General features: G+C 66.8%; 24 protein-coding genes. 5 read left to right on the top strand and 19 right to left on the bottom strand.

Translation table 11 applies throughout. The annotated features are described in order from the left end of the window. Nucleotide 1: 1 nt before the first annotated feature. The 5 genes from ACTIMF_RS13090 to ACTIMF_RS13070 form a co-directional block, all read right to left on the bottom strand. A complete protein-coding gene (locus ACTIMF_RS13090; RefSeq protein WP_442350733.1) occupies nucleotides 2–823 on the bottom strand; it encodes a sulfurtransferase in 822 nt (273 codons plus the stop codon). A gap of 5 nt (nucleotides 824–828) precedes the next feature. Then, complete coding sequence (locus ACTIMF_RS13085) at nucleotides 829–1,749, bottom strand: TIGR03564 family F420-dependent LLM class oxidoreductase (protein WP_442350732.1); 921 nt, start codon at nucleotides 1,747–1,749, stop codon at nucleotides 829–831. Nucleotides 1,750–1,778: 29 nt separating this feature from the next. After that, entirely contained in the window at nucleotides 1,779–2,435 is a 657-nt protein-coding gene (locus ACTIMF_RS13080) for an NAD(P)H-binding protein (protein ID WP_442350731.1), read from the bottom strand. Nucleotides 2,436–2,473: 38 nt separating this feature from the next. Next, a complete protein-coding gene (locus ACTIMF_RS13075; RefSeq protein ID WP_442350748.1) occupies nucleotides 2,474–3,232 on the bottom strand; it encodes a helicase HerA domain-containing protein in 759 nt (252 codons plus the stop codon). Between the two features lie 116 nt (nucleotides 3,233–3,348). Continuing rightward, the gene (locus tag ACTIMF_RS13070; RefSeq protein ID WP_442350730.1) at nucleotides 3,349–4,230 is read right to left on the bottom strand and encodes a LysR family transcriptional regulator; all 882 of its coding nucleotides are present in this window, start codon (nucleotides 4,228–4,230) and stop codon (nucleotides 3,349–3,351) included. A 110-nt stretch (nucleotides 4,231–4,340) separates the two neighbouring features. On the opposite strand from ACTIMF_RS13070, the gene ACTIMF_RS13065 reads away from it, so the two are divergent. Further along, nucleotides 4,341–5,780 (top strand): malate:quinone oxidoreductase, encoded by a 1,440-nt coding sequence (locus ACTIMF_RS13065; protein ID WP_442350729.1) that lies wholly within the window; start codon nucleotides 4,341–4,343, stop codon nucleotides 5,778–5,780. A 23-nt stretch (nucleotides 5,781–5,803) separates the two neighbouring features. Here the strand turns inward: ACTIMF_RS13065 and ACTIMF_RS13060 are convergent, their stop codons facing one another. Beyond that, a complete protein-coding gene (locus tag ACTIMF_RS13060) occupies nucleotides 5,804–7,039 on the bottom strand; it encodes a Glu/Leu/Phe/Val dehydrogenase dimerization domain-containing protein (protein ID WP_442350728.1) in 1,236 nt (411 codons plus the stop codon). 117 nt (nucleotides 7,040–7,156) lie between these two features. Between ACTIMF_RS13060 and ACTIMF_RS13055 the strand changes: the two genes are divergently transcribed. Then, nucleotides 7,157–8,116 (top strand): LysR substrate-binding domain-containing protein, encoded by a 960-nt coding sequence (locus tag ACTIMF_RS13055; protein WP_442350727.1) that lies wholly within the window; start codon nucleotides 7,157–7,159, stop codon nucleotides 8,114–8,116. Here the strand turns inward: ACTIMF_RS13055 and ACTIMF_RS13050 are convergent. Next, a complete protein-coding gene (locus tag ACTIMF_RS13050) occupies nucleotides 8,101–9,066 on the bottom strand; it encodes a D-2-hydroxyacid dehydrogenase (RefSeq protein WP_442350726.1) in 966 nt (321 codons plus the stop codon). The two genes, ACTIMF_RS13055 and ACTIMF_RS13050, sit on opposite strands and share 16 nt — an antisense overlap. A 78-nt stretch (nucleotides 9,067–9,144) precedes the next feature. Between ACTIMF_RS13050 and ACTIMF_RS13045 the strand changes: the two genes are divergently transcribed. Both ACTIMF_RS13045 and ACTIMF_RS13040 read left to right on the top strand, forming a co-directional pair. Then, a complete protein-coding gene (locus tag ACTIMF_RS13045; RefSeq protein ID WP_442350725.1) occupies nucleotides 9,145–10,437 on the top strand; it encodes an aspartate aminotransferase family protein in 1,293 nt (430 codons plus the stop codon). Beyond that, a complete protein-coding gene (locus tag ACTIMF_RS13040) occupies nucleotides 10,434–11,897 on the top strand; it encodes an NAD-dependent succinate-semialdehyde dehydrogenase (RefSeq protein ID WP_442350724.1) in 1,464 nt (487 codons plus the stop codon). The genes ACTIMF_RS13045 and ACTIMF_RS13040 overlap by 4 nt, the downstream gene beginning before the upstream one ends. 302 nt (nucleotides 11,898–12,199) lie before the next feature. Here the strand turns inward: ACTIMF_RS13040 and ACTIMF_RS13035 are convergent, their stop codons facing one another. After that, a complete protein-coding gene (locus ACTIMF_RS13035; RefSeq protein WP_442350723.1) occupies nucleotides 12,200–12,862 on the bottom strand; it encodes a GntR family transcriptional regulator in 663 nt (220 codons plus the stop codon). Continuing rightward, a complete protein-coding gene (locus ACTIMF_RS13030; protein ID WP_442350722.1) occupies nucleotides 12,859–14,328 on the bottom strand; it encodes an amidase in 1,470 nt (489 codons plus the stop codon). The genes ACTIMF_RS13035 and ACTIMF_RS13030 overlap by 4 nt, the downstream gene beginning before the upstream one ends. Before the next feature lie 175 nt (nucleotides 14,329–14,503). Here ACTIMF_RS13030 and ACTIMF_RS13025 point away from each other — a divergent pair, with 175 nt between their 5' ends. Further along, on the top strand, nucleotides 14,504–15,250 hold the full coding sequence (locus ACTIMF_RS13025) for an SDR family oxidoreductase (protein ID WP_442350721.1): 747 nt from the start codon (nucleotides 14,504–14,506) through the stop codon (nucleotides 15,248–15,250). Here the strand turns inward: ACTIMF_RS13025 and ACTIMF_RS13020 are convergent. The 10 genes from ACTIMF_RS13020 to ACTIMF_RS12975 form a co-directional block, all read right to left on the bottom strand. Then, the gene (locus tag ACTIMF_RS13020; RefSeq protein WP_442350720.1) at nucleotides 15,218–16,225 is read right to left on the bottom strand and encodes a hypothetical protein; all 1,008 of its coding nucleotides are present in this window, start codon (nucleotides 16,223–16,225) and stop codon (nucleotides 15,218–15,220) included. The genes ACTIMF_RS13025 and ACTIMF_RS13020 overlap by 33 nt on opposite strands. Continuing rightward, nucleotides 16,222–16,806 (bottom strand): ImmA/IrrE family metallo-endopeptidase, encoded by a 585-nt coding sequence (locus ACTIMF_RS13015; protein WP_442350719.1) that lies wholly within the window; start codon nucleotides 16,804–16,806, stop codon nucleotides 16,222–16,224. The genes ACTIMF_RS13020 and ACTIMF_RS13015 overlap by 4 nt, the downstream gene beginning before the upstream one ends. 54 nt (nucleotides 16,807–16,860) lie before the next feature. After that, nucleotides 16,861–17,664, bottom strand: a complete 804-nt coding sequence (locus ACTIMF_RS13010; RefSeq protein ID WP_442350718.1) for a hypothetical protein — start codon at nucleotides 17,662–17,664, stop codon at nucleotides 16,861–16,863. Nucleotides 17,665–17,715: 51 nt separating this feature from the next. Next, nucleotides 17,716–18,126 carry a helix-turn-helix domain-containing protein gene (locus ACTIMF_RS13005; protein WP_442350717.1) on the bottom strand — a complete coding sequence of 137 codons (411 nt, stop codon included), beginning with the start codon at nucleotides 18,124–18,126 and terminating at the stop codon, nucleotides 17,716–17,718. 533 nt (nucleotides 18,127–18,659) lie between these two features. Continuing rightward, nucleotides 18,660–19,658 carry an acrylyl-CoA reductase (NADPH) gene (acuI, locus tag ACTIMF_RS13000; protein WP_442350716.1) on the bottom strand — a complete coding sequence of 333 codons (999 nt, stop codon included), beginning with the start codon at nucleotides 19,656–19,658 and terminating at the stop codon, nucleotides 18,660–18,662. Between the two features lie 80 nt (nucleotides 19,659–19,738). Then, nucleotides 19,739–20,398 carry a TetR/AcrR family transcriptional regulator gene (locus tag ACTIMF_RS12995; RefSeq protein ID WP_442350715.1) on the bottom strand — a complete coding sequence of 220 codons (660 nt, stop codon included), beginning with the start codon at nucleotides 20,396–20,398 and terminating at the stop codon, nucleotides 19,739–19,741. Nucleotides 20,399–20,409: 11 nt separating this feature from the next. Further along, nucleotides 20,410–22,197: an ABC transporter ATP-binding protein gene (locus ACTIMF_RS12990; protein ID WP_442350714.1), complete on the bottom strand. Its 1,788-nt coding sequence runs from the start codon at nucleotides 22,195–22,197 to the stop codon at nucleotides 20,410–20,412. Then, a complete protein-coding gene (locus tag ACTIMF_RS12985) occupies nucleotides 22,194–23,978 on the bottom strand; it encodes an ABC transporter ATP-binding protein (RefSeq protein WP_442350713.1) in 1,785 nt (594 codons plus the stop codon). Before ACTIMF_RS12985 ends, ACTIMF_RS12990 begins: the two co-directional genes overlap by 4 nt. A gap of 105 nt (nucleotides 23,979–24,083) precedes the next feature. Next, nucleotides 24,084–24,872 carry an alpha/beta fold hydrolase gene (locus tag ACTIMF_RS12980; protein ID WP_442350712.1) on the bottom strand — a complete coding sequence of 263 codons (789 nt, stop codon included), beginning with the start codon at nucleotides 24,870–24,872 and terminating at the stop codon, nucleotides 24,084–24,086. 78 nt (nucleotides 24,873–24,950) lie between these two features. Next, entirely contained in the window at nucleotides 24,951–25,754 is an 804-nt protein-coding gene (locus ACTIMF_RS12975; protein ID WP_442350711.1) for a lytic murein transglycosylase, read from the bottom strand. Nucleotides 25,755–25,927: the final 173 nt, after the last annotated feature.

The raw sequence follows: 25,927 nt of genomic DNA, 5'->3' as shown, positions 1-25,927 counted from the left end.
GCTACCGGCGTGCGACCTCGCGCTCGGGATCTGACGACCACTGCGAGTACGAGCCGGGGTACAGGGTCGCGGTGAATCCGGCATGTTCGAGCGCGGCGATCTCGTGGGCGGCGGTGACACCGGAGCCGCAGTAGACGATCACCTCGCGGGCATCGTCGACGCCAAGCTCGGTGAAGCGCGAACGCAGTTCGTCGGCGGGCCGGAACCGACCGTCGACGAGGTTGTCGGACGTCGGCGCGTTGACCGCACCAGGGATGTGGCCGGGCCGCGGATCGACGGGCTCCACTTCGCCGTGGAATCGTTCGCCTGCACGGGCATCCAATAGGAGTGCATCGGTGCCGTCGACCTCGTCGATGTCGACCGTCGGCAGCGCTCCGCCGGTCAGGACGACGGTTCCGACCCGCGGGGTCGCGTCGCCCTTCGACAGCCGCATCCCGGCGTCACGCCAGGCCCCGACGCCACCGTCGAGGATCCTCACATCGGCGACCCCGCCCCAGCGCAGCAACCACCAGGCGCGCGCCGCGGACATGCCACCGTTGTCGTCGTAGACGACGACGGGAGCCAGCGCGTCCACGCCCCAGCGTCGGGCGGCCGCTTGCAGGTCGCCGACGTCGGGCAGCGGGTGCCGACCGCGTGTGGAGTCGACGGGCGCAGCCAACTCGGTGTCGAGGTCGACGTACACGGCGCCCGGCAGGTGTCCCTGGCGGTACTGCTCCGGACCGTCGTCGCGCCCCAGTTGCCAACGCACGTCGAGAACGGCGGGCGGTCTCGACGAGAGCATCGCCTCAGCCAAGTCGTCCACGGTGATGAGCGTGTTCGGCATGGTGACTACGCGTCCAGTGTCCTGAGCAGAGCGCGGGTGCGGGCGCGCACTTCCGGATCGCGGTCGAAGAGGATGCCGACATACTCGTCGATACCGAACGACGCGAGCTCGGAGATTCGGTCGGCGACCGTCGCCTCGTCTCCGACGATCGCGGCGTCGGCGGGACCGGTGAAGCCTTCGCGATCGAGCATGGCCTTGTACGACGGCAGCCCGTCATACATCGAGAACTGACGCCCGGCTTCGGCGCGGGCACCGTCGACGTCGTCGGTCACGCTGACTGGCAGCATCGCCACGGTGCGGACCGAGCCGTCGGGTCGTCCGGCGTCGGCGGCGGCCTGATGCAGTGTCGGGACGATGTGGTCGCGGAGGGTCTTCGGTCCGGTCATCCACGTGACGGTGCCGGATGTCCGACGGCCGGCGACGTCGAGCATCTTGGGGCCGAGTGCCGCGAAATAGACCGACGGTCCAGGCGAGTTCTCGAGTGTCAGCGCACCGCGCGTCGTGACGAGTTCGCCTGCTGCGCTGGCCTTCTCGCCGTTGAGTAGCGGAAGGAGGCCGTCGAGGTACTCCTCGGTGCGCTGCACCGGCTTGCGATAGGAGACGCCCCACATTCCTTCGGTGACGACCTTGTGGCTCAGACCCAGACCGAGAGTCAGGCGTCCCCCGAGGATCTGGTTGACCGTCGTGGCCTGCTGCGCGAGCTTCATCGGATGCTGCGACTGAATGGGCAGCACGCTGGTACCGAACTCGATGTCCGGAACCTCCCGACCGGCGACACCGATCACGGTGAGTGCGTCCGGTTCGTTCGGCATCTGGGTCGTCCAGACGCGCCGGAAGCCCTCCTCACGCAGTTCGGCCAGGCTCGCGATCGACTTGTCCATCGACAAGTTCTTCGCGTTGATCGTCCAGACCACGCCGATCTGCATGTGCTCTCCTCGGGTTGTGCCGACTCGACTCACAGTGCCGCGAGCGCGACGTCGATCGGGACGCTGCCGTCGGTGAAGGCGATGTTCTGCCGGATGGATGACGGGGCGGCCAGCGCCGCGGCCGCGACGAGGGCGACGTTGGCGCGCGAGGTGCCTGGCAGGTTCGACGTGCGGATCGCCGCCGGGTCGATGGTGCCCGACGGCTCGTCGAGAGTCAGTGCGCCCGGCATGAGGATCGTCCAGTCGAGGCGAGTCTCCCGCAGCGCGGTGTCGGCTGCCGCCTTCGCCTCGGCGTACGCGAAGAACGGTTCGTCGCTGGGCACACCGTGGTCGGGTCCTGCGCCCAGGTAGGAGACCATCACGTAGCGACCGACACCGGCCTGACGTGCGGCCTCCATGGTGCGGATCGCGGCGTCACGGTCCACTGCGTACGTGCGGTCAGGATTGCCTCCGCCCGCTCCGGCGCTCCAGACGATCGCATCGAATCCGTCGAGTGCTTCGGCGAGCTGATCGCGAGTCGCGGTCTCCACGTCCAAGACGAGAGGGGATGCGCCTGCGGCGCGAATGTCGTCGGCCTGGTCCGGATTTCGGATGACCGAGGTCACCGCGTCTCCGCGCGCGTTCAGCAGCGGGGCGAGGAGCAGTGCGATCTTGCCGTGGCCGCCGATAATCATGATGTCTGCCATGACGGTCACCGTACCGGGGCGTCGCGATCGACGCAGGTTCAGGGAGCGTTACACCCGGTGCGTGTGTCGCGGCACTCGGGCGTGTCGCTACCGCAGCGGGACCGCCAGATCGGCCCCACCCTCGTTGGGTCAGACGTGCCGAGACCTGGACCAACTGCGGACTCGGCGTGAAGTCGCCGGCGAACAGGACCTGCCCTTGGGTGAAAGCCGGGGAACGCTGCATTATCTGCTGTGGCGCATAACCGAAGACGTCGCCGAGATCCGCTAAGTCGTGTATCGAACTCATCTTCGTCAGGCCCAGGTTGTCGCACTGAGCGACCGCGTTGGGATGCACTTTGGACGGTCGCTGGGTCGAGGGAAGCGAGCGCCGTGGCCTGTTGTCGCTCCGGAGTACTGAACGAGCCGAGGTCGACAACGGTCGCATCGGCCTTCTCGTCGATCTGCACGGTGTCGGTCCGCAACATCACGTTGAACTCTTCGCGGTCGAGGATCGGATCGAGCTGCAGGATGGCAGCCCGCGATCGGATGTTTATGTCGACGAACCGGACTTTGAGTGCATCGTGGTCGGCTCCGGGCCGCAAGATGCGGATGTCGCGTCCGGTGAGCGCGTTGCCGTCGGATGCGGCGTCCTCACGCACCGACCCGAGCTTCACATAATCCGAGTTGGGATCCAGGACGACGATCGGCAGGCTGGTGTGGAGCAGCACCTGCTCTAGGAGGACGCCGAGCGCGTACGTTTTGCCCGAACCGCTCTGGCCGCACCAGAAGGTGTGGCGATTGAGCTTCGAGGCGAGGATTCGTGCTGGTTCGCCGGAGTCGAGGATGATGCCGACGGGCAGGTCAGAGGGTATACGAGCCGATGGTATCCGGGCATCCGCTCATCGGTGAGAGTTCGCGAACCACGACGGGCCGCTCAGCCCGATCGCTGCACGATGAAGTCCGAGAGTCGTCGTGCTGCGGGCGCCAGTCGGGCCGTCGCCGACGCGAGGCCGACGGCCCGGCGGTGCTCGCCGGACAGCGGTACCTGGACGGTCCCGTCCGCGGGGTCGTCGGTCACGGGCAGCAGGGCGACGCCGAGCCCGAGTCCGACGAACTCGCGGATTGTCGAGAACTCGGTGATCTCCACACCGACCTGCGGATCGAATCCGAGCGCCTGACACCACGCCTCGGTCATCCGCCGCAGGTTGTAGGTCCTCGGATTGGCGATGAACCGATCGCCGGAGAGTTCGGCCAGGTCGATGCGCGACGATGCGGCGAGACGGTGAGTCGCAGGCACCGTCGCCTGGACCTCCTGAGTGGCGATGACGGTGTGCGGGAGCCCGTCCGGCGGCGGGATCGTCAGCGCGAGATCGAGTTCTCCGCGTCGTAAGTCGTCGACGAGTTCGGCCCCGTGCGCCTGCTTCAACTGCAGATGTATCCCCGGGTGCGCTCGATTGAAGTCGGCGAGCAGGTCGGGGACCGTGCCGTGCCCCATCGTCAGCGGAAAGCCGAATCGGACCGTGCCATGCTCCGGGTCGGCGTCGTCGGTCACCGCAGCGACGGCTGCCTCCAGCTCGGCGAGTGGTGCTCGAACGGCGTCGGCGAGGCGCCGGGCGGCGGGCGTGAGTCGAACCGTGCGACCGTCCCGCGAGATCAGCGGGATCCGCAGAGTCTGTTCCAACGCGTGGACTCGTCGGCTCATCGACGACTGCGGGATTCCGAGCGCCCCGGCCGCGCCGGTCATGAATCCCTCGTGGTCGGCGAGTGCGGTCAGAGCACGCAGTTGCGGAGCGATCGCCGTCATCCATTGATCCATATTCGGATTGTAATAACAGAACTTCTCATTGGACGGATTGATTGGCTGCCGACCATCGTGGGATGTACCGGGACAGACCTCCCGGTCACTCGGAATCGTCAGGAGGCATTATGCGGAAGGTCTCGAACCGGCCCGACCAACAGGCCGAGGCGGACGTCGTGTTGATCGGCGGCGGAATCATGTCGGCGACGCTCGGGTCGATGCTCGCGGTGAGTGACCCGTCGCTCAAGATTGTCGTTCTGGAGCGGTTCGACGAGGTCGCCGCGGAGAGCAGCGGCCCGTGGAACAACGCGGGGACCGGGCACTCCGGCTTCTGCGAACTCAATTACATGCCGGACCCGACCGATGGCACCAAACCCGCCGAGATCGCTCGGCAGTACCGGCAGAGCCTGCAATGGTGGGCGTACCTGGCGCGCGAAGGGGTCGTCGACCCAACGCAGTTCATCCATTCGGCTCCACATATGAACGTGGTGTTCGGGACCGGCGGCGTCGACTATCTGCGCGCCCGCCACCGCACCCTGTCGGCCGACCGGCTCTTCGACACGATGGAGTTCACCGACGACCCGTCGTTGATCTCGCGGTGGGCACCGCTTCTCATGGACGGTCGCGACCCCGGGGAACCGGTCGCTGCGACTCGTCAGGATCGGGGCACCGACGTCGACTTCGGTGCGCTGACCAAAGCATTGCTGGGCGTCGTCGTCGAACGCGGTGGGCAGGTGCGCACCGGACACGAGGTGCGCGATCTGACTCGGCGATCGGACGGCGGCTGGACGGTGCGCGGCGCGACGTCCGACGGCGGCCGGTTCGCGATCGACTCCCAGCGGGTCTTCGTCGGCGCGGGCGGATTCGCGCTGCGGCTGCTGCAGAAGGCGCAGATCCCGGAGGTTCGCGGGTACGCGGTTCTCCCGGTCGGTGCGGCGTTCTTCCGCACTGCTGACGACGACGCAGTCGCCCGCCATGATGTGAAGGTCTACGGGCAGGCAGAACTCGGCGCGCCACCGATGTCCGTGCCACACCTGGATCGCCGGTTCGTCGACGGCCGTGGCTATCTCATGTTCGGGCCGTATGCGACGTTCAGCACCAAGCTGTTGCGGAACGGGTCGCTCACCGACTTCTTCACCACGCTGCGCTGGCACAACCTGTGGGTGATGGCATCGGCGGCGTTCCGCAGCCTGGACCTCGTGCGGTATCTGATCAGTCAGCTCGCTGCCAGTTCGCGACGCAAGTTCGCTGCGCTGCAACGTTTCTGGCCGAATGCAGACTTCACGGACTGGGAACTCGTCCCGGGCGGCCAGCGTGCCCAACTGGTCAAGCCGCGTCCGGAGGGAGGCGGCGAACTGCACCAGGGGACCGAACTCGTCGTCGGCGGCGGCGGGACGATCTCCGGCCTGCTCGGTGCGTCACCGGGCGCGTCGACGGCGGTGTCGGTCATGGCAGATCTCGTGCGCCGGACTTTCCCGAAGGAGACGGGATCCGCCCTGGACGAGGCGTTCGCCGCGACCTCGGATCAGACGGCGACCGCCGAGACCCTGTTGGGGTCTCGGCGGTGACGGTCGTCAGGTGACAGCGGCCTTTACGGGACCACGAGCGGCTCCGGATTCCGGACGATCGCCGACACGTCCGCGGCCCAGCGGATCGGACCGTCTGACGACGTCCATCCCGCGACGAGTGACGTCACCTTCGACGTCATCTGAGCGTCGAGCATGGCGAACGAATCGCGGTAGTCGTCACCGACTCGGCCGAGCAGCAGCCACCACGCCCAGGCGACAGCGCCTGCATTGGCGATGAAGTCGGGGACGACGGCGATACCGCGTGCGGTCAGATCGAGTTCGGCATCGATGGTGGTCGGTGCATTCGCCGCTTCGACGATGATCGCCGCGTCGATCGCCGCGCAGTTGTCGGCGGTGATCGCGTACGACACGGCGGCGGGCACCAGCACGTCGCACGTGGTGGACAGGACGGCGTCGCGGGGGAGTTGCAGCACGGTCGCCGGGACGTGGTCGCGGTCGATCTCGCCGAATCGGTCCCTGGTGTCGAGCAGGGCTGGGACGTCGAGTCCGTCGGCGTCGTAGAGAGTTCCGACGGCGTCGGCGAGCGCGATCACCTTCGCGCCTGCCTCGTGGAGATAGAACGCGGCGCCGCCGCCCATGGTTCCGACGCCCTGGATGGCGACCGTCGTGTCATATGCCGGACGGCCGGTGGCGCGAGCGGCGGCTAGAACCGCTTGTGCCACACCGTATCCGCCGATCACATCGCCTAGCGCGCCGCCGGGAGTGTGGGCGTGCAAACCGGCCATCACTCGTGCGGTGGTCGCTTCCGGGTCGCTCGAGCGGGCGATCGCCGCGTGGTACGACTGCGACATTCCGAGGCGCGCGAACACGGTGTCGATGAGATCTTGCGTCACGCCGAGATCCTCGGCGGTCACCCAGTGGTGATCGAGGTACGGCTTCATCGCATCGCAAAACCGAGTGAGGACGTCGAGAGCACGCGGGTCCTTCGGGTCGAAGTCGATTCCGCCTTTGGCTCCGCCGACCGGAAGATCGAAAGCGGCGGTCTTGTTGGACATGCCGTACGCGAGGTCGGCGACCTCGTTCACGGTGCAGCCCGCACGCATACGAGTGCCGCCCGTCGCCATGCCCTGGACGAGCGAATCGACGACCAGCCACCCGAGGGCTCCGGTCTCCGCGTCGACCCATTCCATGCGCAGATAAGGCGAGCGCCGCCTGGCCGGTGCAACCGGTGCCAGGGCGGTGGGTGGCATCGAGACCGCGGGAACCGATCCAGGCCGTTCGATAGGTGTGAGTGTCATCGTCATCGCCTCCTTCTGTGTCTCTCCAGCATGGCTCTGACCTGCAGATACGTCCACGTGTTGTTTGTGAACACGATTGTTCGCTTTAACCGATCACTGCGACCTACCCTTGGAGACATGGAGGTCACCCTGCATCGTCTGAAGCTGCTGCGGGAACTGCGGCGCCGCGGCACGGTCCGTGCGGTGGCCGATGTCCTCCATTACTCCACTTCGACGGTGTCTCAGCAGCTGTCGTTGCTCGAGCGTGAAGCGGGTGCCGATCTTTTCGCTCGACACGGTCGACGCATCGTGTTGACCGAGGCAGGCGAACTCCTCGCCGACCACGCCGACGCGATCCTCGACGCCGTCGACAACGCCGGAACCGCCATCGAATCGCTGCGTGACGGCTCTGCGGCGACCCTGCAGGCGGGGGTGTGGGCGTCGGTTGCGATGGGGCTGTTGCCGACCGGACTGTCGCTGCTGGCCGAGCGATCGCCCGGCATCGTCGTGCACTCGGTGGAACTCATGCCTGAAGCCGGTTCGGACGCGGTCCGCGACGGATCGTTGGACGTCGCATTCGTCATCGACTACTCGAACTACGCGATGCCGCGTACCCCGGTGCTGACGCGGCGACTCGTCGCCGTCGAACAGGTCCAGGTCGCGGCCCAGACCGGTGTGCTCGGGCCGGGTCCAGTCGACCTGGCGTCCATCGCCTCGGACCCGTGGATCCTCTCTGACGCCCGATCACACTTCGGCCGCTCGATTCGAATCGCCTGTCGTGACGCAGGATTCGAACCCGAGGTACGACATGTGGTCGGCGAGCAGTCGACGGCGATGGCGCTCGCGGCGGCGGGTCTCGGTGTGACCATGGTGTCCGATCTGGCCGCGCGTGCGGCGCCGCCCGGAGTGGAGATGAGGCCGCTCGCCGTGCCGCTTGCTCGCAACCTGTCGATCACGTACCGAGTCCGCGACGAGCAGCGGTGGCCGGTCCGGCGGTTCGTCGACGCGATGGTCGACGCCGCCCGCGACGCCGGACTTCAGACGCCCGAGCCGGTCACTCCTCAGGCGCAGACGCCCGAACCTCAGCCGGAGACGTAACCGCGACGTTTGTCGACGGCCGGTCCGGGCGTTGTGCCGTCGACATAATCGCGCAGGTGCGCGAGGAATTGCGCCGACAGGTCATCGCGCCACCCGACGACGTCGCCCGACATGTGCGGGCTGATGTGAGCTCCGGGCAGCGACCACAGCGGGTCGTCGGCAGGGAGAGGTTCGGTGACGAGCACGTCCAGATGCGCTTGGATCCGGCCCGCGGCGATCTCTGCGGTCAGCGCCGCCTGGTCGACGAGCGGCCCCCGACCGACGTTGATCACGTGTGCGCCGGCGGGCAGTGCCGCGAGTTCGCGGGCGCCGAGCATTCCCTGCGTCGCATCGGTGAGGGGTGCGACCATCACGAGGTGGTCGACGTCGGGCAGGTGGTCCGCCAACTGGGCGGAGTCGACGACTGTGCCGAAGTCGGGGTCGCCTTCGCGCGGAGTACGACCGGCTCCGCGTACGTCGAGTCCGACGGCGCACAGAATTCGCGCGATCGCACGACCGATGCCGCCCGTGCCGACGACGAGGGCGCGTCGCCGGGCCACTCGGATGGTCTCCCGGTGCAGCCACTCGCCGCGACGCTGCAACTCTTCGGTCCGGTGCAACTGTTTGTCGTGGGCGAAGATGCACGCGAGGACGTACTCGGCGATCGGGCCGTCGAAGACTCCGCGCGCGTTGGTGACCAGGACGTCGGAGTCGCGGAGTCCGTCGAACAGGATCTTGTCGACCCCCGCTGCTGCGACGTGGACCCATCGCAGGGAGTCGGCGGCGCCCCAGGCGTCGGCGAGCGCGTCGGAGAAGATGTCCCACACGAAGAGGATGTCTGCACCCGGCAGTGCTGTGGCCAGCGACGATGCGGTGGCCGTTCGTACATGTGCCACCTGTGCGACGGCGTCGAGATCCTTCGGCGGTGCGACGCCGTCGGCGGTCAACAGGACGACGGTCGGTTCTCCCATGGTTCTACCGTAGCGTCCCCCAATATTGTCGACAATCCTACCGTTGACAATAGTTGCCCGGTCGCACACACTGGCCTCATGAGTGGCGCATCCCTTTCCCCAGTCCTCAAGCAGGCGACACCGGTCGTGGTCGACAGCGCGGCCGGGTCGTGGATACACGGCGTCGACGGGCGCGACTACCTGGACTTCACCACCGGCATCGGGGTGACGAGTACCGGGCACTGTCATCCCGACGTCGTGGCCGCCGCGCAGGCGCAGTGCGCGAAGATCATCCACGCGCAGTACACCACCGTCATGCATAAGCCGTTGCTTGAACTGACCGAGAAGCTCGGCGAGCACCTGCCCGACGGGATCGACTCCGTCTTCTACGCGAACTCGGGTTCGGAGGCGGTCGAGGCCGCGATCCGATTGGCACGGATGGCCACCGGACGCCAGTACATCGTCACGGTCCAACGCGGATTCCACGGCCGCACCGTTGCGGCGGCGTCGCTGACGACCGCGGGCACCAAGTTCTCGGCGGGCTTCGGTCCGCTCATGTCCGGCGTCGCAACGACTCCCTTCCCCGACGCGCTGCGGCTGAAGATGTCCGTCGACGACGCCGTCGACTACGCCCTCGCCGAATTCGACTTCCTCCTGGCCACTCGTGTGAATCCGAGCGAGATCGCAGGCGTTCTAGTCGAGCCGTTCCTCGGCGACGGTGGGTACATCGCTGTCCCGCCTCGCTTCCTGTCCGGACTGGCCGAGCGGGCACGTGCGCACGGTGCGTTGATGATCTTCGACGAAGTGCAGGCCGGCGTCGGACGTACCGGAAAGTTCTGGGGCCATCAGCACACCGAGGGGTTGGTGCCGGACATCATGATCACCGCGAAGGGCATCGCATCGGGTTTCCCGATCTCGGCGATCGCCGCTCCCGAGTCGATCATGGCCAAGGCGTGGCCCGGCTCTCAGGGCGGAACGTACGGCGGCAACGCCGTCGCCGCTGCCGCCGGGGTCGCGACCCTCGGCGTGATCGACCGGGAAGGCCTCGTCGAGAATTCTCGAGTGCGGGGAGCGCAGTTACTCGATGCACTCCGCGCCGACCTGTCCGGTGTCAGCGAGATCTGTGACATCCGGGGGACAGGTCTGATGCTGGCCATCGAGTTCGGCGATCCGACGGCGCCCGCAGGTGGAGCCGCGTCCGCCGACGCAGCTCGCCTCGCCGCCGCAGTCCAACAGGCGTGCATCGACGAAGACTTGTTGACGCTGACGTGCGGACCGACGGGCTCGGTGGTGCGGATCATCCCACCGTTGGTGGTCACCGCGGACGAGATCGACACCGGTGCGGCCCGATTCGGTCGAGCGGTGCGTCGCGTGGTGGGAGCGCAGTCATGACCCGCGCCGTCGCCGACATCATCGCCGGACTGGGGACGGGCATCTACCGGGACGGCCGATGGCACGCTGCGTCGTCCGGCGACACGTTCACCGTCGAGAACCCGGCTACCGGCGAGACAATCGCGACCCTGTCCGACGGCGGACCCGATGACGCGAGCGCGGCCATCGCAGCTGCTGCGACCAACCAGCGGGACTGGGCGGCGGTGCCCAGCCGCACCCGGTCGGAGATCCTGCGCCGCGCATACGAGCTCGTCATCGAACGGACAGACGAACTCGCCGCACTGATGACCGCAGAGATGGGCAAGCCGCTGGCCGAGGCCCGTGGCGAGGTCAGTTATGCTGCCGAGTTCTTCAGGTGGTTCTCCGAGGAAGCCGTCCGGGTCCGCGGCGACGCGCGCCGCAGCCCGGACGGGAAGTCGCGATTCTTCGTCACCTCGGAGCCGGTCGGCCCGTCGATCCTGATCACGCCGTGGAACTTCCCGCTCGCGATGGTCTCCCGCAAGATCGGTCCGGCGATAGCGGCAGGCTGCACGATGGTCTACAAACCCGCCGAGCTCACTCCGCTCACCTCCCTGTACGTCGTCGACCTGCTTGCCGAGGCCGGGTTGCCGGACGGAGTGCTGTCGGTGGTGTGCACCACGTCGCCGGGCCCGGTTGTGTCGACCTGGATCGATTCGGGGCAGGCCCGGAAACTGTCGTTCACCGGGTCGACGCAGGTCGGCAAACTCCTGCTGGAGCAGTGTGCTCGCGGGGTGCTCCGGACCTCGATGGAGTTGGGCGGCAATGCACCCTTCATCGTGTGCGCAGACGCCGACCTCGACACCGCGGTGGACGCCGCGATGGTCGCCAAGACCCGCAATATGGGCCAGGCTTGCACCGCGGCGAACCGGATACTGGTGCACCGCAGCAGAATCGACGAGTTCGCGGCAGCGTTGACCGAACGGATGTCGGCGCTCAGCGTTGGCGACGGCGCCGTGGCCGGCACCGATATCGGTCCCCTTGTCGAAGCGAAGGCGCTCGACAAGGTCGAGCGCCTGGTAGGCGACGCCGTAGCCCGTGGTGCGAAGGTCATCTGCGGTGGCGAGCGCATCGAGGGCATCGGACACTTCTATCCGCCGACCGTTCTTGCCGACGTCGACCCCGCCGCCGAGATGATGCGGACCGAAGTCTTCGGCCCTGTCGCGGCGATCGTCCCGTTCGACACCGACGACGAGGCCGTCGCCGTCGCGAACGACACGGAGTTCGGTCTCGTCGCCTACGTGATGACGGAGTCGGCCGACCGTGGGTTCGCGATCGCCGAGCGCCTCGAGTCGGGCATGGTCGGATTCAACACCGGCCTGGTGTCCAGTCCGGCCGCTCCGTTCGGCGGCGTCAAGGAGTCGGGCCTAGGTCGCGAAGGCGGTTTGACCGGAATCGACGAGTTCCTGGAGACCAAGTACGTGGCCATGCCCGTGCGGTAGCGGGGGCGACCGACTCTCATTGGACGAGACGTTGTCCGTTGGTCGAGCCTCCCCCGCTGGTCGAGCCTCCCCCCGTTGGTCGAGCCTCCCCCCGTTGGTCGAGCCTCCCCCCGTTGGTCGAGCGGAGTCGAGACCGTTCCGACTGGTCGAGCATCCCCCCGTTGGTCGAGCGGAGTCGAGACCGTTCCGACTGGTCGAGCGGGGTTCCGCACCGCTGGTCGAGCGGAGTCGAGACGTCGCCCCTCACCGACCCAACCAACTAGCCGGCCTGAAGCCACGTAAAGGCCAACCGGGGAGCCGAGCTACGCCAGGCGAGCCAGGCCGTCGCGCATGTGGTCGTCGAGGAGAGATGTCGCACGGGTGACGTCGCCTGCACGGACGGCGTTGGCGAGGGCGCGGTGCTCGGCGGCGCGATCCTCGTCCGGACCGTACGTCGGGGCGGTAGCGCGCAGACACATGCTGGTCTCGACGATCACGGTCTCGTGGACCCGTGACAAGCGCGGCGAGCCCGCGGCTTCGACGAGTTCGTGGTGGAAGTCGAGGTCGGCGTCGACCATCGCCTCAGAGTCGGGGCGGTGGGCGTGCGCGACCATCTTCTCGACCGCCGCGTCGAGGCGGTCGGCGCATGTCGGACCGTTGCCCGCCGCGAGAACCTGTTCGATCGCAGCGCGTTCGATGGTGGTCCGTAATAGGTACATGTCCGACACTGCATCAGGCGTCAGCTCCGGCACGAACAGGCCGCGATTACGGAGCGAGACGAGCAGCCCCTCTTGCGTCAATCGCTGCATCGCCTCGCGTAGCGGGCCGCGACTCACCCCGAGTTGACCTGCGAGGGCGGCCTCGCCCAGCTGACTGCCAGGCGGGAAGTCGCCAGCGGCGATCGCTCGACGCAGCGACCGCGCGATCAACGCGGGCGTCGACTCCTGCACGACGGGAGTGAGCGACCTCGAGATCTGGTCGGTCATGTGAGGGCCTGACTGCTCGCATGCACGCGCGGGAGCGGCACTCGGCCGACGACGCGCGTCTCGAGGGCTGCGCCGGTCCGAACCACCATGCGGTCGGCGAACCGTGCGCCGACGAGTTGGACGCCGACCGGGAGGCCCGAGTCCGTCATCCCGCACGGGACCGACAGCGCCGGTTGCTGAGTCATGTTGAAAAGGTAGGTGTACGGGGTCCAGGAGGTCCAATCGGGGCTGTGCCATCCGGCGGGCACGTCGGCGCCCGCTGTGAAGGCCGGGATCGGCGTCGTCGGAGTCACCAGAACGTCATACGTGTGGTGGACCGCGCCGAGTCGCACACCCAACGCCATCCGCTCGGCGACGGCGTCGAGGTAGTTCTGCGCGGTGAAGTCGTGGTACCGGCCAAGTGCATCACGCAGTGTCGGATCGATCCGGTCGATCGCACCGTCGCCCAACGGCTTCACGACGGCTGCCGCGCCCGCGAACCACAGGACGTGGAATGCGTCGACGGGATCGGACAGTCCGAGGTCGATCTCGTCGACGTGCGCCCCGAGTTCGGACAGTGCGTGGACCGCCGCGTCGACCTCACGTTCGACGTCGGAATCGTTGACGCCGAACCCGAGATTCCGGCTGTACGCGACTCGCACGCCGTCCAGCGGCCGATCGGAGCGACCGACGTCGAGTGCTGCGGCGAGGTAGCCGTCGCCGCCGGGGCAGGTCGCCGAAGGCGGGACCGCGGACCAGTCACGTGAGTCGGGCCGGATCAATTCGTCCATGAACGCGGCCGTGTCGAGGACGGTGCGCGTCATCGGTCCGGCGTGCGCGAGCGTCCCGAACGGACTCGACGGGAACATCGGGATCACCCCGTACGTCGGCTTCAGGGCGACGGTTCCGGTGAACGCGGCAGGGATGCGGACCGACCCTCCCGCGTCGGTACCGGTCGAGAGCGGACCGAGGCCCGCAGCGACCGCGGACGCGGACCCACCGCTCGATCCGCCGGGAGTCAGTCCTGGGTCGTATGGATTGCGGGTGGCGCCGAGGAGGAGCGAATCGGTGACGCCCTTCCATGCGAACTCGGGGGTCGTCGTCTTACCGACGACCACGCAGCCCGCCTCGAGGGTGGCCGCGGTGACTGGGGCATCGACAGTCGGCAGTGTGCCGTCGTCGGCCTCGGCGAGCAGCGTCGATCCGCGGTAGGTGGGGTGCCCGGCGGTCAGGAAGACATCTTTGATGGAGGTCGGTACCCCGTCGAGCGGCCCGCGGGGCCGCCCGTCGCGATAGCGCTGCAATGCGTCCCGTGCCGATGCGCGAGCACCCTCCGGGTCGACGAGACAGAAGGCGGTCAAGTGGCCGTCCACTCGATCGATGGCATCGAGCACCGCGTCTGTCGCCTCGACGGGAGAGAGCGTCCCGGCTCGGTAGGCCTCGGTGAGTTCCAGCGCGGAGAGAGTGCAGATGTCGCGAGAATCCATGTGTGAGCGACCGCCTTCGACGAGAAATCGACTGATTGTCGACAATCCTACATCTAATGCGGGAGTCGTCAATGACTTCGGGACGGGATGGCTCCTTGACGGCACGCCCACGCGACGATAGAAAGTAAGCAATCGCTTAGTTTTGAACTGGTGTCGCCAACGCAGGGAGAGTCGCATGACCGAACGTTTCGCCGGGAAGACAGCCATCGTCACGGGATCGAGCCGAGGGATAGGCCTGGGGATCGCCCGCCGTCTCGTCGCCGACGGGGCGAAGGTCGTCATCACCGCTCGCAAGCAGGACGCCCTCGACGGCGCTGTCGCGGAGCTCGGCGGCCCCGAGGTGGCGCTGGCCGTCGCCGGTTCGGCCGACGACTCCGACCACCAGGACGAGGTGATCGCGAAGACCATCGAGACGTTCGGCAGCGCCGACTTCTTCGTCAACAACACGGGCATCAACCCGGTGTACGGCTCGCTGATGGATATCGACGCCGGTGCGGCTCGAAAGATCCTGGACGTCAACGTCGTCTCCACGCTTCAGTGGACTCAGAAGGTGTACCGGGCGTGGCAGAAGGAGCACGGTGGCGCGGTCGTCAACGTCGCATCCGTCGCAGGGATCCGTCCGGCGCCGGGGATCGCGTTCTACGGGGTGTCGAAGGCGGCGGTCATCGACCTCACGTCCTCGCTCGCGGAGGAACTCGGCCCGGATATCCGGGTCAACGCGGTGGCTCCCGCCGTGGTCAAGACGCGTTTCGCGACGGCGCTGTACGAGGGCCGCGAGGAAGAGGTCGCGTCGGCCTACCCGCTCAAGCGTCTCGGTGTCCCGGACGACATCGGCTCGGTCGTCGCGTTCCTGCTGTCCGACGACGCGGGCTGGATGACCGGACAGACCCTAACCGTTGACGGCGGTGTCTTGCTCCACTGACCTGGCGGGATCGGGGGCGGCTCCGCCTCGCGGACCGACTCGATCGTATTCGCGCGCGATCAACTGAACCCAGCGACGGTCCGACAACTCGGTCGGCGTCGTCAGAGTGTCCGGGTCGATCGGGGTCGCCTCGGTGAGGTGCAACCACGCCGCGATCTCGCGTGCTCGGACGCGTGGCGCCCCGCGCTCGGGGTCGTCGCCTGGCGTGATTAGACCGGCGCCGGCATGCAGGTACAGGCCGTCGAGGATCTGTGAGACCCGGTCGTCGGCCGCTAGGATCGTGGTCGCCGACTGGTAGTCGCCTGCCGCGACCTCCGGGTGCGCCTGAGTCAATGCGGTCCACAGCCGGTCTGTACGCCGCAGGTCGCGGCGCGCGGCGAACCACGATGCGAGCAAGACCGACGAGCACGCGAAACTGATGATGATGATCGCGACCGCCCACCAACCGCTCTCCGGGGCGGGGTGGGCGAGGTCGAGCGCCAGAGCGACGGTGGCCACGGTGTTGCCGGCCAGGAAATAGGCGATCGCCCGACCCAACGGGTGCCAGGCGATGTACCGGACCCCGTTGATCAGCGCGAAGACTCCTGCCACGACGACGAACGCCGAGCCGACGGTCGCGTTACCGGTCACGCTCATCACGACGAGGTCGGCGAGCGCCACCACTATCGTCGCGGCGGTGATGGCGTGCAGGGCGCGCCGCGTCATCCGTGGCAGTGTGGCGGCGCCGATCAGAGTCGTGGCGGTCGCCACCACCACCCAGCAGCCCACGAAGGTCAACACGGGGACGTCGTCGCCGAGAGGCTCGAGGATCACCGACACTGTCGGAGTCCGCACCGCGGCAGCGATCGCGACTCCGATGGCGGCGACGGCCACCGAGGTGCGTGCCAACGACGGCGGTCGGACGGTGAGGCGTCCGATGCGAGCGCCGACGGCGGCAGCGCACAGCACCGCGATCACCCAGGTGACCCAGGTCATCCGAGGGCCTCGTCGTATCGGAGCATCGGCCGCAGCGATCGATTGCGATGCAGTTGACGTAGGCGTTGCAACAGCCGCGCGGCAAACGCCTCGGCCTCCCACTCCTGCAGCTCGTGCTCCTCCGCGGTGATGGTCTCCTCCGCAGCTGACTCCGACTTCGAGTCTGACCCTGACGGCGAATCTGATGCGGAGTCTGATTCGTCCGGCTCGGACAGGCCGAGCATGTACGCGATCAAGTCGTCCTCGGCTTCGACGGTCGCCTCGTCGGCGACGGTCCCCGTGTGGGCGAACACGATGTGCCCGAGTTCGTGAGCCAGCGTTCGAGCCTCGCTCGGAAGAGCTCGCGCCAACACGATCACGTCGTGGTCACCGAAGTCGCGGCGTTGCCCCCACACACCGGGTGCGAGGTCGTCGACGGCGATTGAGATCGGCCGCTGCCTGCTCTCGCCGACGGCGCGGACGATGTCGTCCAACGAGCCCGCCTGCTTCTGTGCGGCGACGTCGAGAACTGCGTCGACCGCCGCATGTACGCGACGATGCGAGCGGTGGGCGGCGCGGGTCGACTCGACGGGGTTAGACACAGGTCATCACTCTAGGGCTCATACCGACTGCAGACATCGATCGGGGACGGGACATCACTTGGGCGGCGACAGGAATTCGGCACGGGCTGCGTTCAACCGGACACGACCGGCACGGGCGCCACGGTGGGTGACCAGCCCGGCGCCGCCCGCGATCAGGATCATGGCGCCGACTCCGCCGCCCGCGGCCGCGTACTGTCCCGCAGTCACATCAGACGGTGCCGGAAGGGCTTCGGTCTGTGTCGGCGGATTCGGGTCCGACGCAGAATCAACCGCGGGTGCCGTCGACGTGGACGTGCGAGCAGGCTTCTTCGTCGTCGTACGCGGTGCGGAAGGCTTGGACGACTTCGGCTTCGAGGCCTTCGGCGTCTGCTGCTGTCGGTGCGTCTTGGGAGTGGCCTTCCGGCTCGGTGCACGGCCCGTCGGGGAGTTCGTCGACGAGTCGTCGCCGGGGCCCAGGTCGTCGAGGTCGTGGTAGACGGTCGCGGGATCGCGGTCGTCCTCCGACGTGGTGGTCGGGGGCTGCGGCTTCTCGGTTTTCGGCGGAGACGGTGGCTTCGGTGTGGTCTCGGAGCTGCTGTTGCCCTCGGACGGCGTGGTGGTCGAAGTAGATGTATCGGAGCCCGACTCGTCCGCCTCGGACGGTCCGGTGGACTCTTCGGTCTCAGACGGTTCGGTCGACTCTGGCGCTTCGGACGTCGACGACTCGCTCGTGCCTTCGTCGTCGTTGCAGAGAATGGGGCATTGACGGTGGTGATGCCCGGGGAACGCGTCGGCGGTCACGGGGACTGCCAACAGAGCGCCCGCCGCTACTGCGGCGACGCCGAGTGGGCGCGCGACACGCCAGAACTGCACCTGCATCACATCTCCAACTGGTCCTCTACGTCGAGGGTACGAGGGCCGTTCGTGCGGTCAGTCGAGGGGGCTGTCCGGAAGACCTTCACCGCGACGGAGCTTCTCGGCCATCGCGGTCAGCATCTCTTGGGACTCTTCGGACAGGTCGAACGCGCGACTGGACAGGCGTCGCAGGCTCGAGCCACGCAACTGTGACAGCAGTTCGAGATCGTGGTCGATCTTCGCTGCGTAGATGTCGTCGTAGAAATAGTCGGGCTTCACCTTGAAGAACCGAGCCAGCGCGGTGACGGTCTCGTGCGACGGATTGGTGCGGTGGCCGTTGCGCAGTTGCGAGAGGTACGGCTTGGACAGCTTGTAACCGGTGGCCGAGACGGCCTCCGCGACTTCGGCGTTCGTGTGCGGTTTGCGTCCCGGAGGGTGCACCGTGTCGAACAGCCTATTGAGCCGCTCCGCGAATCCGTTGTCCATGTCGCCTTCCCCCGTCGAGTACGGCGATCGGTTGAATCGTCCGAGTCTCCGCTGTGTGCACTGTGTTGCCGCACGAGCGTGAACACGGTGCCTCCTTGTTCGACACATACTAGCAATCCGATGTTGCCAGGAGAAAATTGCCAACGGAAACATGCGATTTGATCCCGTAACAATAGTCGTTGACGTGCGTATACATAGTCGTCAAGGGGGTGCGTGTCGCGTCGACTCCGGTCATCTCCCGACTGTGACTAGCGGTGACATGAGGTTTGCTGTACGGTAACTGACGTGCTCATGGGGATGGGTGCAGCGGACGTCAGTTCGGCGGAGGGGCCTAGTGAGTCGGATTCGACTCGGTAGGTGTCGACGACGTCCTCGGCAAGCGTTGCCGAAGCGTTGAAGCCGCCGATCGCGAGTGACTCCTAAGGGGGGAGCATCCGCGATCGGCGGCTTCCGTCGTCTCTGAGTGGCCTCGAGGGGCGTACTGGTTCCCTCGTGCCCGCGCCCGTAGCGGGGCTCGGTGACGTCCCTGCGGTTCAGTCCGCAGAGATGGGCACCACGATCCGCCCGCGGATCGTGCCCGCGATGAGATCGTCGGCCAGGCCCGGACAGTCGTCGAGTGCGGCAGTCGTTGTGACCGGCTCCAGGACGGCGGGGTCGAGGTCCCGCGCAAGACGTCGCCAGGCTTCGCGGCGTTCGTCGACGGGGCACATGACGCTGTCCACGCCTGCGAGGGTCACGCCGCGCAGGATGAACGGTGCGACGCTGGCCGGAAAGTCCATGCCGCCCGCGAGTCCGCAAGCGGCGACGGTGCCGCGGTACTTGACGCCTGCGCACACGTTGGCCAGCATCTGGCCGCCGACGACGTCGATAGCGCCTGCCCACTGTTCTTTGGCGAGCGGCTTGCCGGGTTCGGTGAAGTCGGCGCGCGGAACGATACGTGCGGCTCCGAGACCGGTCAGGTAGTCGGCTTCCTCGGCACGGCCGGTTGCGGCTGCGACCTGGTATCCGAGTCCGGCGAGGATCGCGACGGCGATGCTGCCGACACCGCCTGCCGCGCCGGTAACGAGCACTTCGCCCGATTCCGGTGTGACGCCGTGGCGTTCGAGCGCCATGATGCACAGCATCGCGGTGTAGCCCGCGGTGCCGATGCTCATCGCCTGCTCGAACGTGAACGCCGATTCGAGGGGGATCAGCCAGTCGCCGTTCAGTCGCGCGTATTCGGCGAGACCGCCCCAGTGCTTCTCGCCGACACCCCACCCGTTGAGGACGACGCGGTCGCCGGGTGCGAATGCCGGGTTGGACGACTGGTCGACTGTCCCGGCGAGATCGATTCCTGGAACCATCGGGAACGATCGGACGACGGGACTGGCGCCGGTGATCGCGAGCGCGTCCTTGTAGTTCAGCGTCGACGCCGCCACGCGAACCGTCACATCCCCGTCCGGCAGCTGGTCCGGTGAGATGTTCGCCACCTGTACGGACTGCTTCTTCTCGTCGTCGCGATCGATGAGCAGGGCGCGGAACTGATCTTGCATGGCTGCCTTTCGTCGGTTGATTCCAGCTTGTCACAGGCGATGTCGTGCATGGAACAGTCGGGACGCGCCCCGCAGTGCCGTCACGTCGTCGTCGGCGCCTCGGGCCAATTGTCGGCGAGCGCAGTGATGACGAACCCGACCTTCGCGTCCATGAAGTAGCGGTCGGCCCAGCCTTCGTCCGGGGCCATCGCCGACGCGCCCGAGATCTTCTCGCGTACCCGGTCGAGTGCACGCGTCTGGTCCTTGTCGACGGACCGCATCGCCTCCACCCCGAGGTGCGAGGACATGACCGTGTCGCCGAGGAAGTCGAGGGCGAACATCGCCTGCCCGGGCGACTTGCCGTTGGCGGCCAGAGCAGCGGCGTACACGCCGATAGCGTCCTCGATGTGGGCGAATGCCGTCGGATAGGAGTAGACGACACGGTTCAGTCCGTGGTACGTCTCGCAGATGCGCCAGATCTCGTCGGACCAGAGCTGCAGGACGTCCCGCCAGTGCGCTCCGATTTCGGGATGTCGGATCGACTCGGCGATCACGTCGAGTGCAGCGTCGACGATGTCGTCGCGGGACCGGTAGAGCCGATAGATCGCGGGTGTCGCGACACCGAGCCGGCCGGCGACTGCGGACAAGGTGAAGTGGTCGATCCCTTCGGCGAGAGCGGCATCGACGACGTCGCGTGCCGAGAACGCGGGTTTGCGGCCCGCACGTCGGCCCGTGCGGTCCGAACGTCGAGTGTCTTCCACGAACGTCAACGTTAGGGCATCGCGGTGTTGCTACCCGACCGGTCGTTCGTGAGCTGCCAACCCTGTGCGCGGCTCAGTCGACTCCAATAGGACGCGTACGTTCCGCCGGCAGCGAGGAGCTCGTCGTGGGTTCCGGTCGCTTCGACGGCGCCTTCGTCGGTGAGCGAGACGATGAGGTCGGCGCGGGCGATGGTGTCGAGGCGGTGCGCGATGATCACGACAGTCGATTCGGTTCGCAGCTTCTCGATGGCGGCGACGATGTTGGCCTCGTTCTCTGTGTCGAGCGCAGATGTCGCCTCGTCGAGTAGAACGATGGGAGCCTGTTTCAGCAGAGCCCGAGCGATCGCGACGCGTTGGCGTTCGCCGCCGGACAACGCGCGTCCGCCTTCCCCGACGCGAGAGTCCCAACCGTCGGCGAGCCGGTGGGCGATGTCGGAGACACCGGCGGTGTGCGCGGCCTCGAGGATCTCTGCATCGGTCGCGTCTTCGCGCCCGACAGCGATATTGGCTCGGAGCGTGTCGTCGAACAGGTACACGTCTTGAAACACCATGGACAGCTGCGCCATCAACTGCTCGCCGGTCTGCTCGGTCACCGGGACGCCGCCGACGAGAACTCGGCCCGCATCGACGTCGTAGAAGCGGCTGATGAGCTTCGCCACGGTCGTCTTGCCACTGCCAGAGGGTCCGACGAGCGCCACCATCGACCCGGCGGGAATCTCGAGCGAGAAGTCGCGGAGAACGGGCGCCGCGGAGTCGTATCCGAAGGTCACCGCCTCCAGAGCGACGGCGCCCGGAGCGGTCAGCTCGGCAAATGATGCAGGGACGGGCAGTGGCTGCGCGTCGAGCACCTGGTCGATCTGGTCGAGCAGCGGTCGGCGTGATTCGAGCGACATAGCGCTGTCGGTGATCGCCGACAGTGTCGACGTGAAGCGCAGTGCGAGGCCGATGAACGCGAGGGCGGGAATCGGTTCCAACGTGCCGGAGACGGCCAAGGACCCGGTGATGCTGATCAGCACCACGATCACGCCTTGGGTGAGGACCCCCGACAGGAGCAGCCCAGCGGTTTCGATCCACAGCGCCCGCTTCTTCGTCGAGCGTGCCCTGTCCATCGATTCGCGCAACGGTGCGAAGTCGCCGCTGCGACCACACGAGCGCAACGCGCTCTGACATTGCGCGTACTCGACGATCTGGTTCGCGAGAGCGACTTCCGCAGGTTCGTGGATCGTTCGGCCCCTGCGGACACATGCCGCCGATACCAGCGTGATCACGATGAAGGCGGGGACCGCACACGTCAGGACCAGGCCGAGCAGGGGGGACCAGACCCAGGCCGCGACGATGACGACCCCGGCTGCGACGCCGCGTGAGACGAGAGGGCTCATCATGTGCGCGAGGATCTCGCCCGCCATCATCAACTCCGTCGAGACAAGACGTGACAGCGAGTCCGCGACCGGACGGGCGAACCAGCCCAGCGGCTGTTTGGCGACCTGGTCGCCGAAGATTCGGTGGATGCTGCGCAAGAAGTCCAGCGCGACGTCATAGGAGCGTCGCGCCGACACATAATTGATGATGAAGCTGAGCGTCGAGAGCACGGCGAGAATCCACAGCCATCCGGCGAGCCCGAGTCCCCACACGGCCGCGGACTTCGCCAGCGCTGTGATCGTCGGTAGGAGCGCGGCCAATGCCAACCCCTCGATGAAGCCCGCGACGGCGGACACTGCGATCACGGTGTTCAGATCGTCGGGGCGAGAGAGCATCTTCTTAGAACGCGGCACGATGTCGGCCACTGGCATGGTGCTCATCGGTGTCCTCCGGTAGTGAGTGAGTCGTTCCACAGTCGGGCGTATGCGGGGTGTTCCGTCAGATCGGCGTGGGTGCCCGCGGCTTCGACGCGACCGGAGTCGAGCAGGACGATCTGGTCGACTCCGCGAATCGCTTCGGGGCGGTGTCCGATGACGAGAACGGTCCGCCCGGCGACCAACGCCGACAACGCCTGCTGGATCTGGTGCTGCGCCTCCGGGTCGGCCAGAGCCGTGGCCTCGTCCAAGATCAGGATCGGTGCGTTCACGAGTAGGGCTCGAGCGATCGCGACGCGTTGGGCCTGACCGCCCGACAGCCCTGACTCGGAGCCGTAGACGGTCTCGAAACCGTTGGGGAGAGCATCGATCTCGTCGAGAACCTGGGCGGTGCGCGCGGCATCGCGGACCTGTTCGTCGGTCGCGTCAGGTCGGCCGAGAGCGATGTTGTCACGGATGCTTATCGACAGCAGCTGAGGGTCTTGCAGGACGAACCCGACCCGGCTGTACAGATCGTCGATCTGTGAGACCGGGACGCCTCCGATCCGGACGTCGCCCGACGCCGGATCGTCGAACCGAGCGAGAAGCGTGGCGACCGTCGACTTGCCCGATCCCGACGGACCGACCAGCGCGGTGACTGTTCCATGGCGGAGAGTGAAGCTCACGTCATCCACGGCGAGCGTGTCCGTACCCGGATACGAGTAGCTGACACGGTCGAACTCGATGTCGAAGGAGTCGGGATCGCCGTGCGGAGCGTCGTCGGAGAGAGTCGGGGTCTCGATGAGTTCCTGCAGCCGGAGAGCCGAAGCGCCTGCGAGTTGATGTGACCACATCGAGTTCATCACCGTCTCCAGCGAGTGCGGGACGAGCAATGCGATCAGCGACGCCGCGAGTACGTCGGCCGGGGTGACGACGTCCGCGTGGACCAGTACGGACCCGACTCCGACATTGATGAGCAGCAGAAGAGGAATCGACAGCAGTGAGGTGCCCAGCGCCGATACTCGGACGAGCGGTTTCACCCAGTCGGAGTAGAACTCGTAGAAGTCGTCGGCGGCGCGCTGATAGCTGTGGTGAGCGCGTCCGACTTTGCCGAATGCTTTGACCACCGCGATTCCGGTGACGAACTCGACCATGCGTGACGAGACGGCCGACAGTCGCTTGTCCATCTTCACGGTCATCTCGCCCATGCCACGCATCGAGAGCGCCATGGCGGCGATGTACAGGGGGATGGTGGCGATCGACAACAGCCCCAGTCGCCAGTCGACGACGAAGGCGTACGCCATCAGGCCCAACGGCATGACAATCGCCGACGTGCCTTCGACCGGCTGGTGTGCGATCAACTGGTGAACGGTGCTGATGTCGTCCTGCAGTGCTTTGCGGACACGCCCGGAGTTGGTCGACGTGAACCACGTGAGCGGTACGTTCGACAGCCGCGCCACGATCCGCTCGCGGATCAGATGGCCGACCGTGATGTCGGCGAGATGCGTGACGAACAGGGCAACGAAATAGATGAGCAGCCTGGCTCCGAACGTCGCCACCAGGACCGTCAACCATCGCGAGACGGTGTCACGGTCAACACCGTCGCCCGAGAGCAGGGCGTCGCCTATGTGGACGAGGGCGATATAGGGGACGACCGCGAGGACAGCGGAGACCCCGGACATCACTCGTCCGACGGTCAGTGCCGTCGACACCGGTGCGAGGAGATCGCGTAACGCGCGGGCGCCCGCTCGTTGCTGTTCCTTGTGGTTGTCGATGTCTGGCGTCTGTGCGGTCACGGCCGATCCCATCCTGATTAGTTAGGTATGGATTATCAATAAGTGAACGGCCTTAAGATTAAGGATTATGACTGAACAGGGCAAGGGCCGACTAGGGATCGAGGCCGGGTGCTTGTGCTAGCTCTCGCCTCGGTGGCGTAAGAACTCGGTCACTAACGGACTCGCCTCGTCGCGGCACTCGTCGAAGTAGCCGTGGCGTGCGCCGTCGAAGACGTGGATACGTGCGTCGGGGATTCGGTCGGCGAGGAGGTGTGCATTGACCACGGGCGCGAACTGGTCGTCGGCGCCGTGCAGGATGAGACTCGGGGCGGTGATCTCGGGAAGACGATCCCATGCGTCGTGGTTGTCACTCGCGGCGAGATGGCCGTGGCGGGCCCGGGGGCTCATGCCAGCGTCGCCGAGGGTCTTGTACGGTCCGGGATGTGCTGCGCGCCAAGCGGATGTGTACATCATCTCTTCGAGAGCAGCATCCCGGTCGGGGCCGGCGAGGACTCTTCGGACTTCGTCGTTGCGTTCTACGGCGTGCGCGCCGCCCGGCGTCGTACAGCCGAGGACGAGTCGTTTGACGCGGCCGGGTGCGAAGATCGTGACCCATTGCGCGGTACGGCCGCCCATCGAGGTCCCGTAGACGTGAAAGTTCTCGATGGCGAGTGAATCCATCACTGCCAGGGCGTCTTCGGCGAACAGAGGTGTGCTGTAGCTATTTGACTCGTCGCTGTCGCCGGTGCCGCGATAGTCGAAGGTGACGGTCGTGAAGTCGGCGGCGAAATCGTTGCGAGTCCGATCCCACCATCGGTGATCGTTCGCCTGACCCGGCAGAAGCAGGAGTGCCGGGCCGTGTCCGCGCAGCTGAACGGCGAGCCGGGTGTGGTCGGCGGCGACGGTGATCTGGCTGTACTGGATCACGATGCCGCCTCCGCCGTCCGACGAGTCCGCCGCGCTGGGGTGCGCGCCGCACTGGTCAGTCTAGGGTGAGGCGTCGCGTCAGTAACTGCGTGCGAAACCCAGGACGTCGTTCACGTACTCCATGGAGTTGTTGTAGCGCAGGACGGCCGCAGTGCGATCGCCTGCTTTGCTCAGGTCGAGGCCGTCGTCGCACAGATAGTGAGCGGTGGTGAGTGCGGCGTCGAAGATGTTCTGCGGATCGGACTTGCCGTCGTGGTTGCCGTCGGCTGCGTAGTGCTCCCACGTCTCGGGGAGGAACTGCATCGGGCCGACCGCCCTGTCGTACGTGGCGTCGCCGTCGAGTCGGCCGCCGTCGGTGTCGTTGACGACACGGTTGCCGCCGAGAGAACCGTTCAGCGTGGGGCCGTAGATCGGATTCTTCAGTCGGCCGTGCTTGTCGGTGTCGCCGAGGTTCGCGTGATGGGACTCGACCCGGCCGATGCCTGCGATCAGCTTCCAATCGATTCTGCAGCGACGATCGGTCTTGCTCATGGTGTCTTCCGCGGCGTGGTAGGCGGCGAAGTTGACCTCGGGCACCTCACCGGACGTCACAGACTTCGGAACGGCGGTCGCCGTGTCGACGATGGGCTTCTGGGGTTCGGGCTTGGGTGTCTTGCTCGTCGATTTCTGAGCGACGGGCTTCACGACCGGGGTGTTGGCAGCGGGTGCGGCGGAGGAGGGGCCGGGTTGTCCGCTCGTGGACACGTTGGCGACGTTGACCGGTGCAGGACCGGCGTAGTGGTCCGTTGCGGTCGAGGACGCACCCATGAGGGAGCCGACCATCGGGATGAGGCCTGCGGCGACGAGCACGGCGTTACGCGTCTGTTTTCGGTTCGGCGGCATGTATGAAGACCTATGTTTTGGGAGGGGATGGGCCTCCTCGAGGGGCTGGCCGAGGGGGCAGGAGGGGTGCCCGGGGGACCCTCGGCTCTCGAGGACTGCGGACGAACGTACCGGAAATCCAGCCTCGACCGTTATCTTGCCGTTACCAATGTGGTGATCTTACTGTTATCTAA

It is taken from the genome of Gordonia sp. (in: high G+C Gram-positive bacteria), assembly GCF_052106715.1.
In the GTDB taxonomy this organism is placed as follows: Bacteria; Actinomycetota; Actinomycetes; order Mycobacteriales; family Mycobacteriaceae; genus Gordonia.
This window is presented reverse-complemented; position numbering and strand designations above follow the sequence as displayed.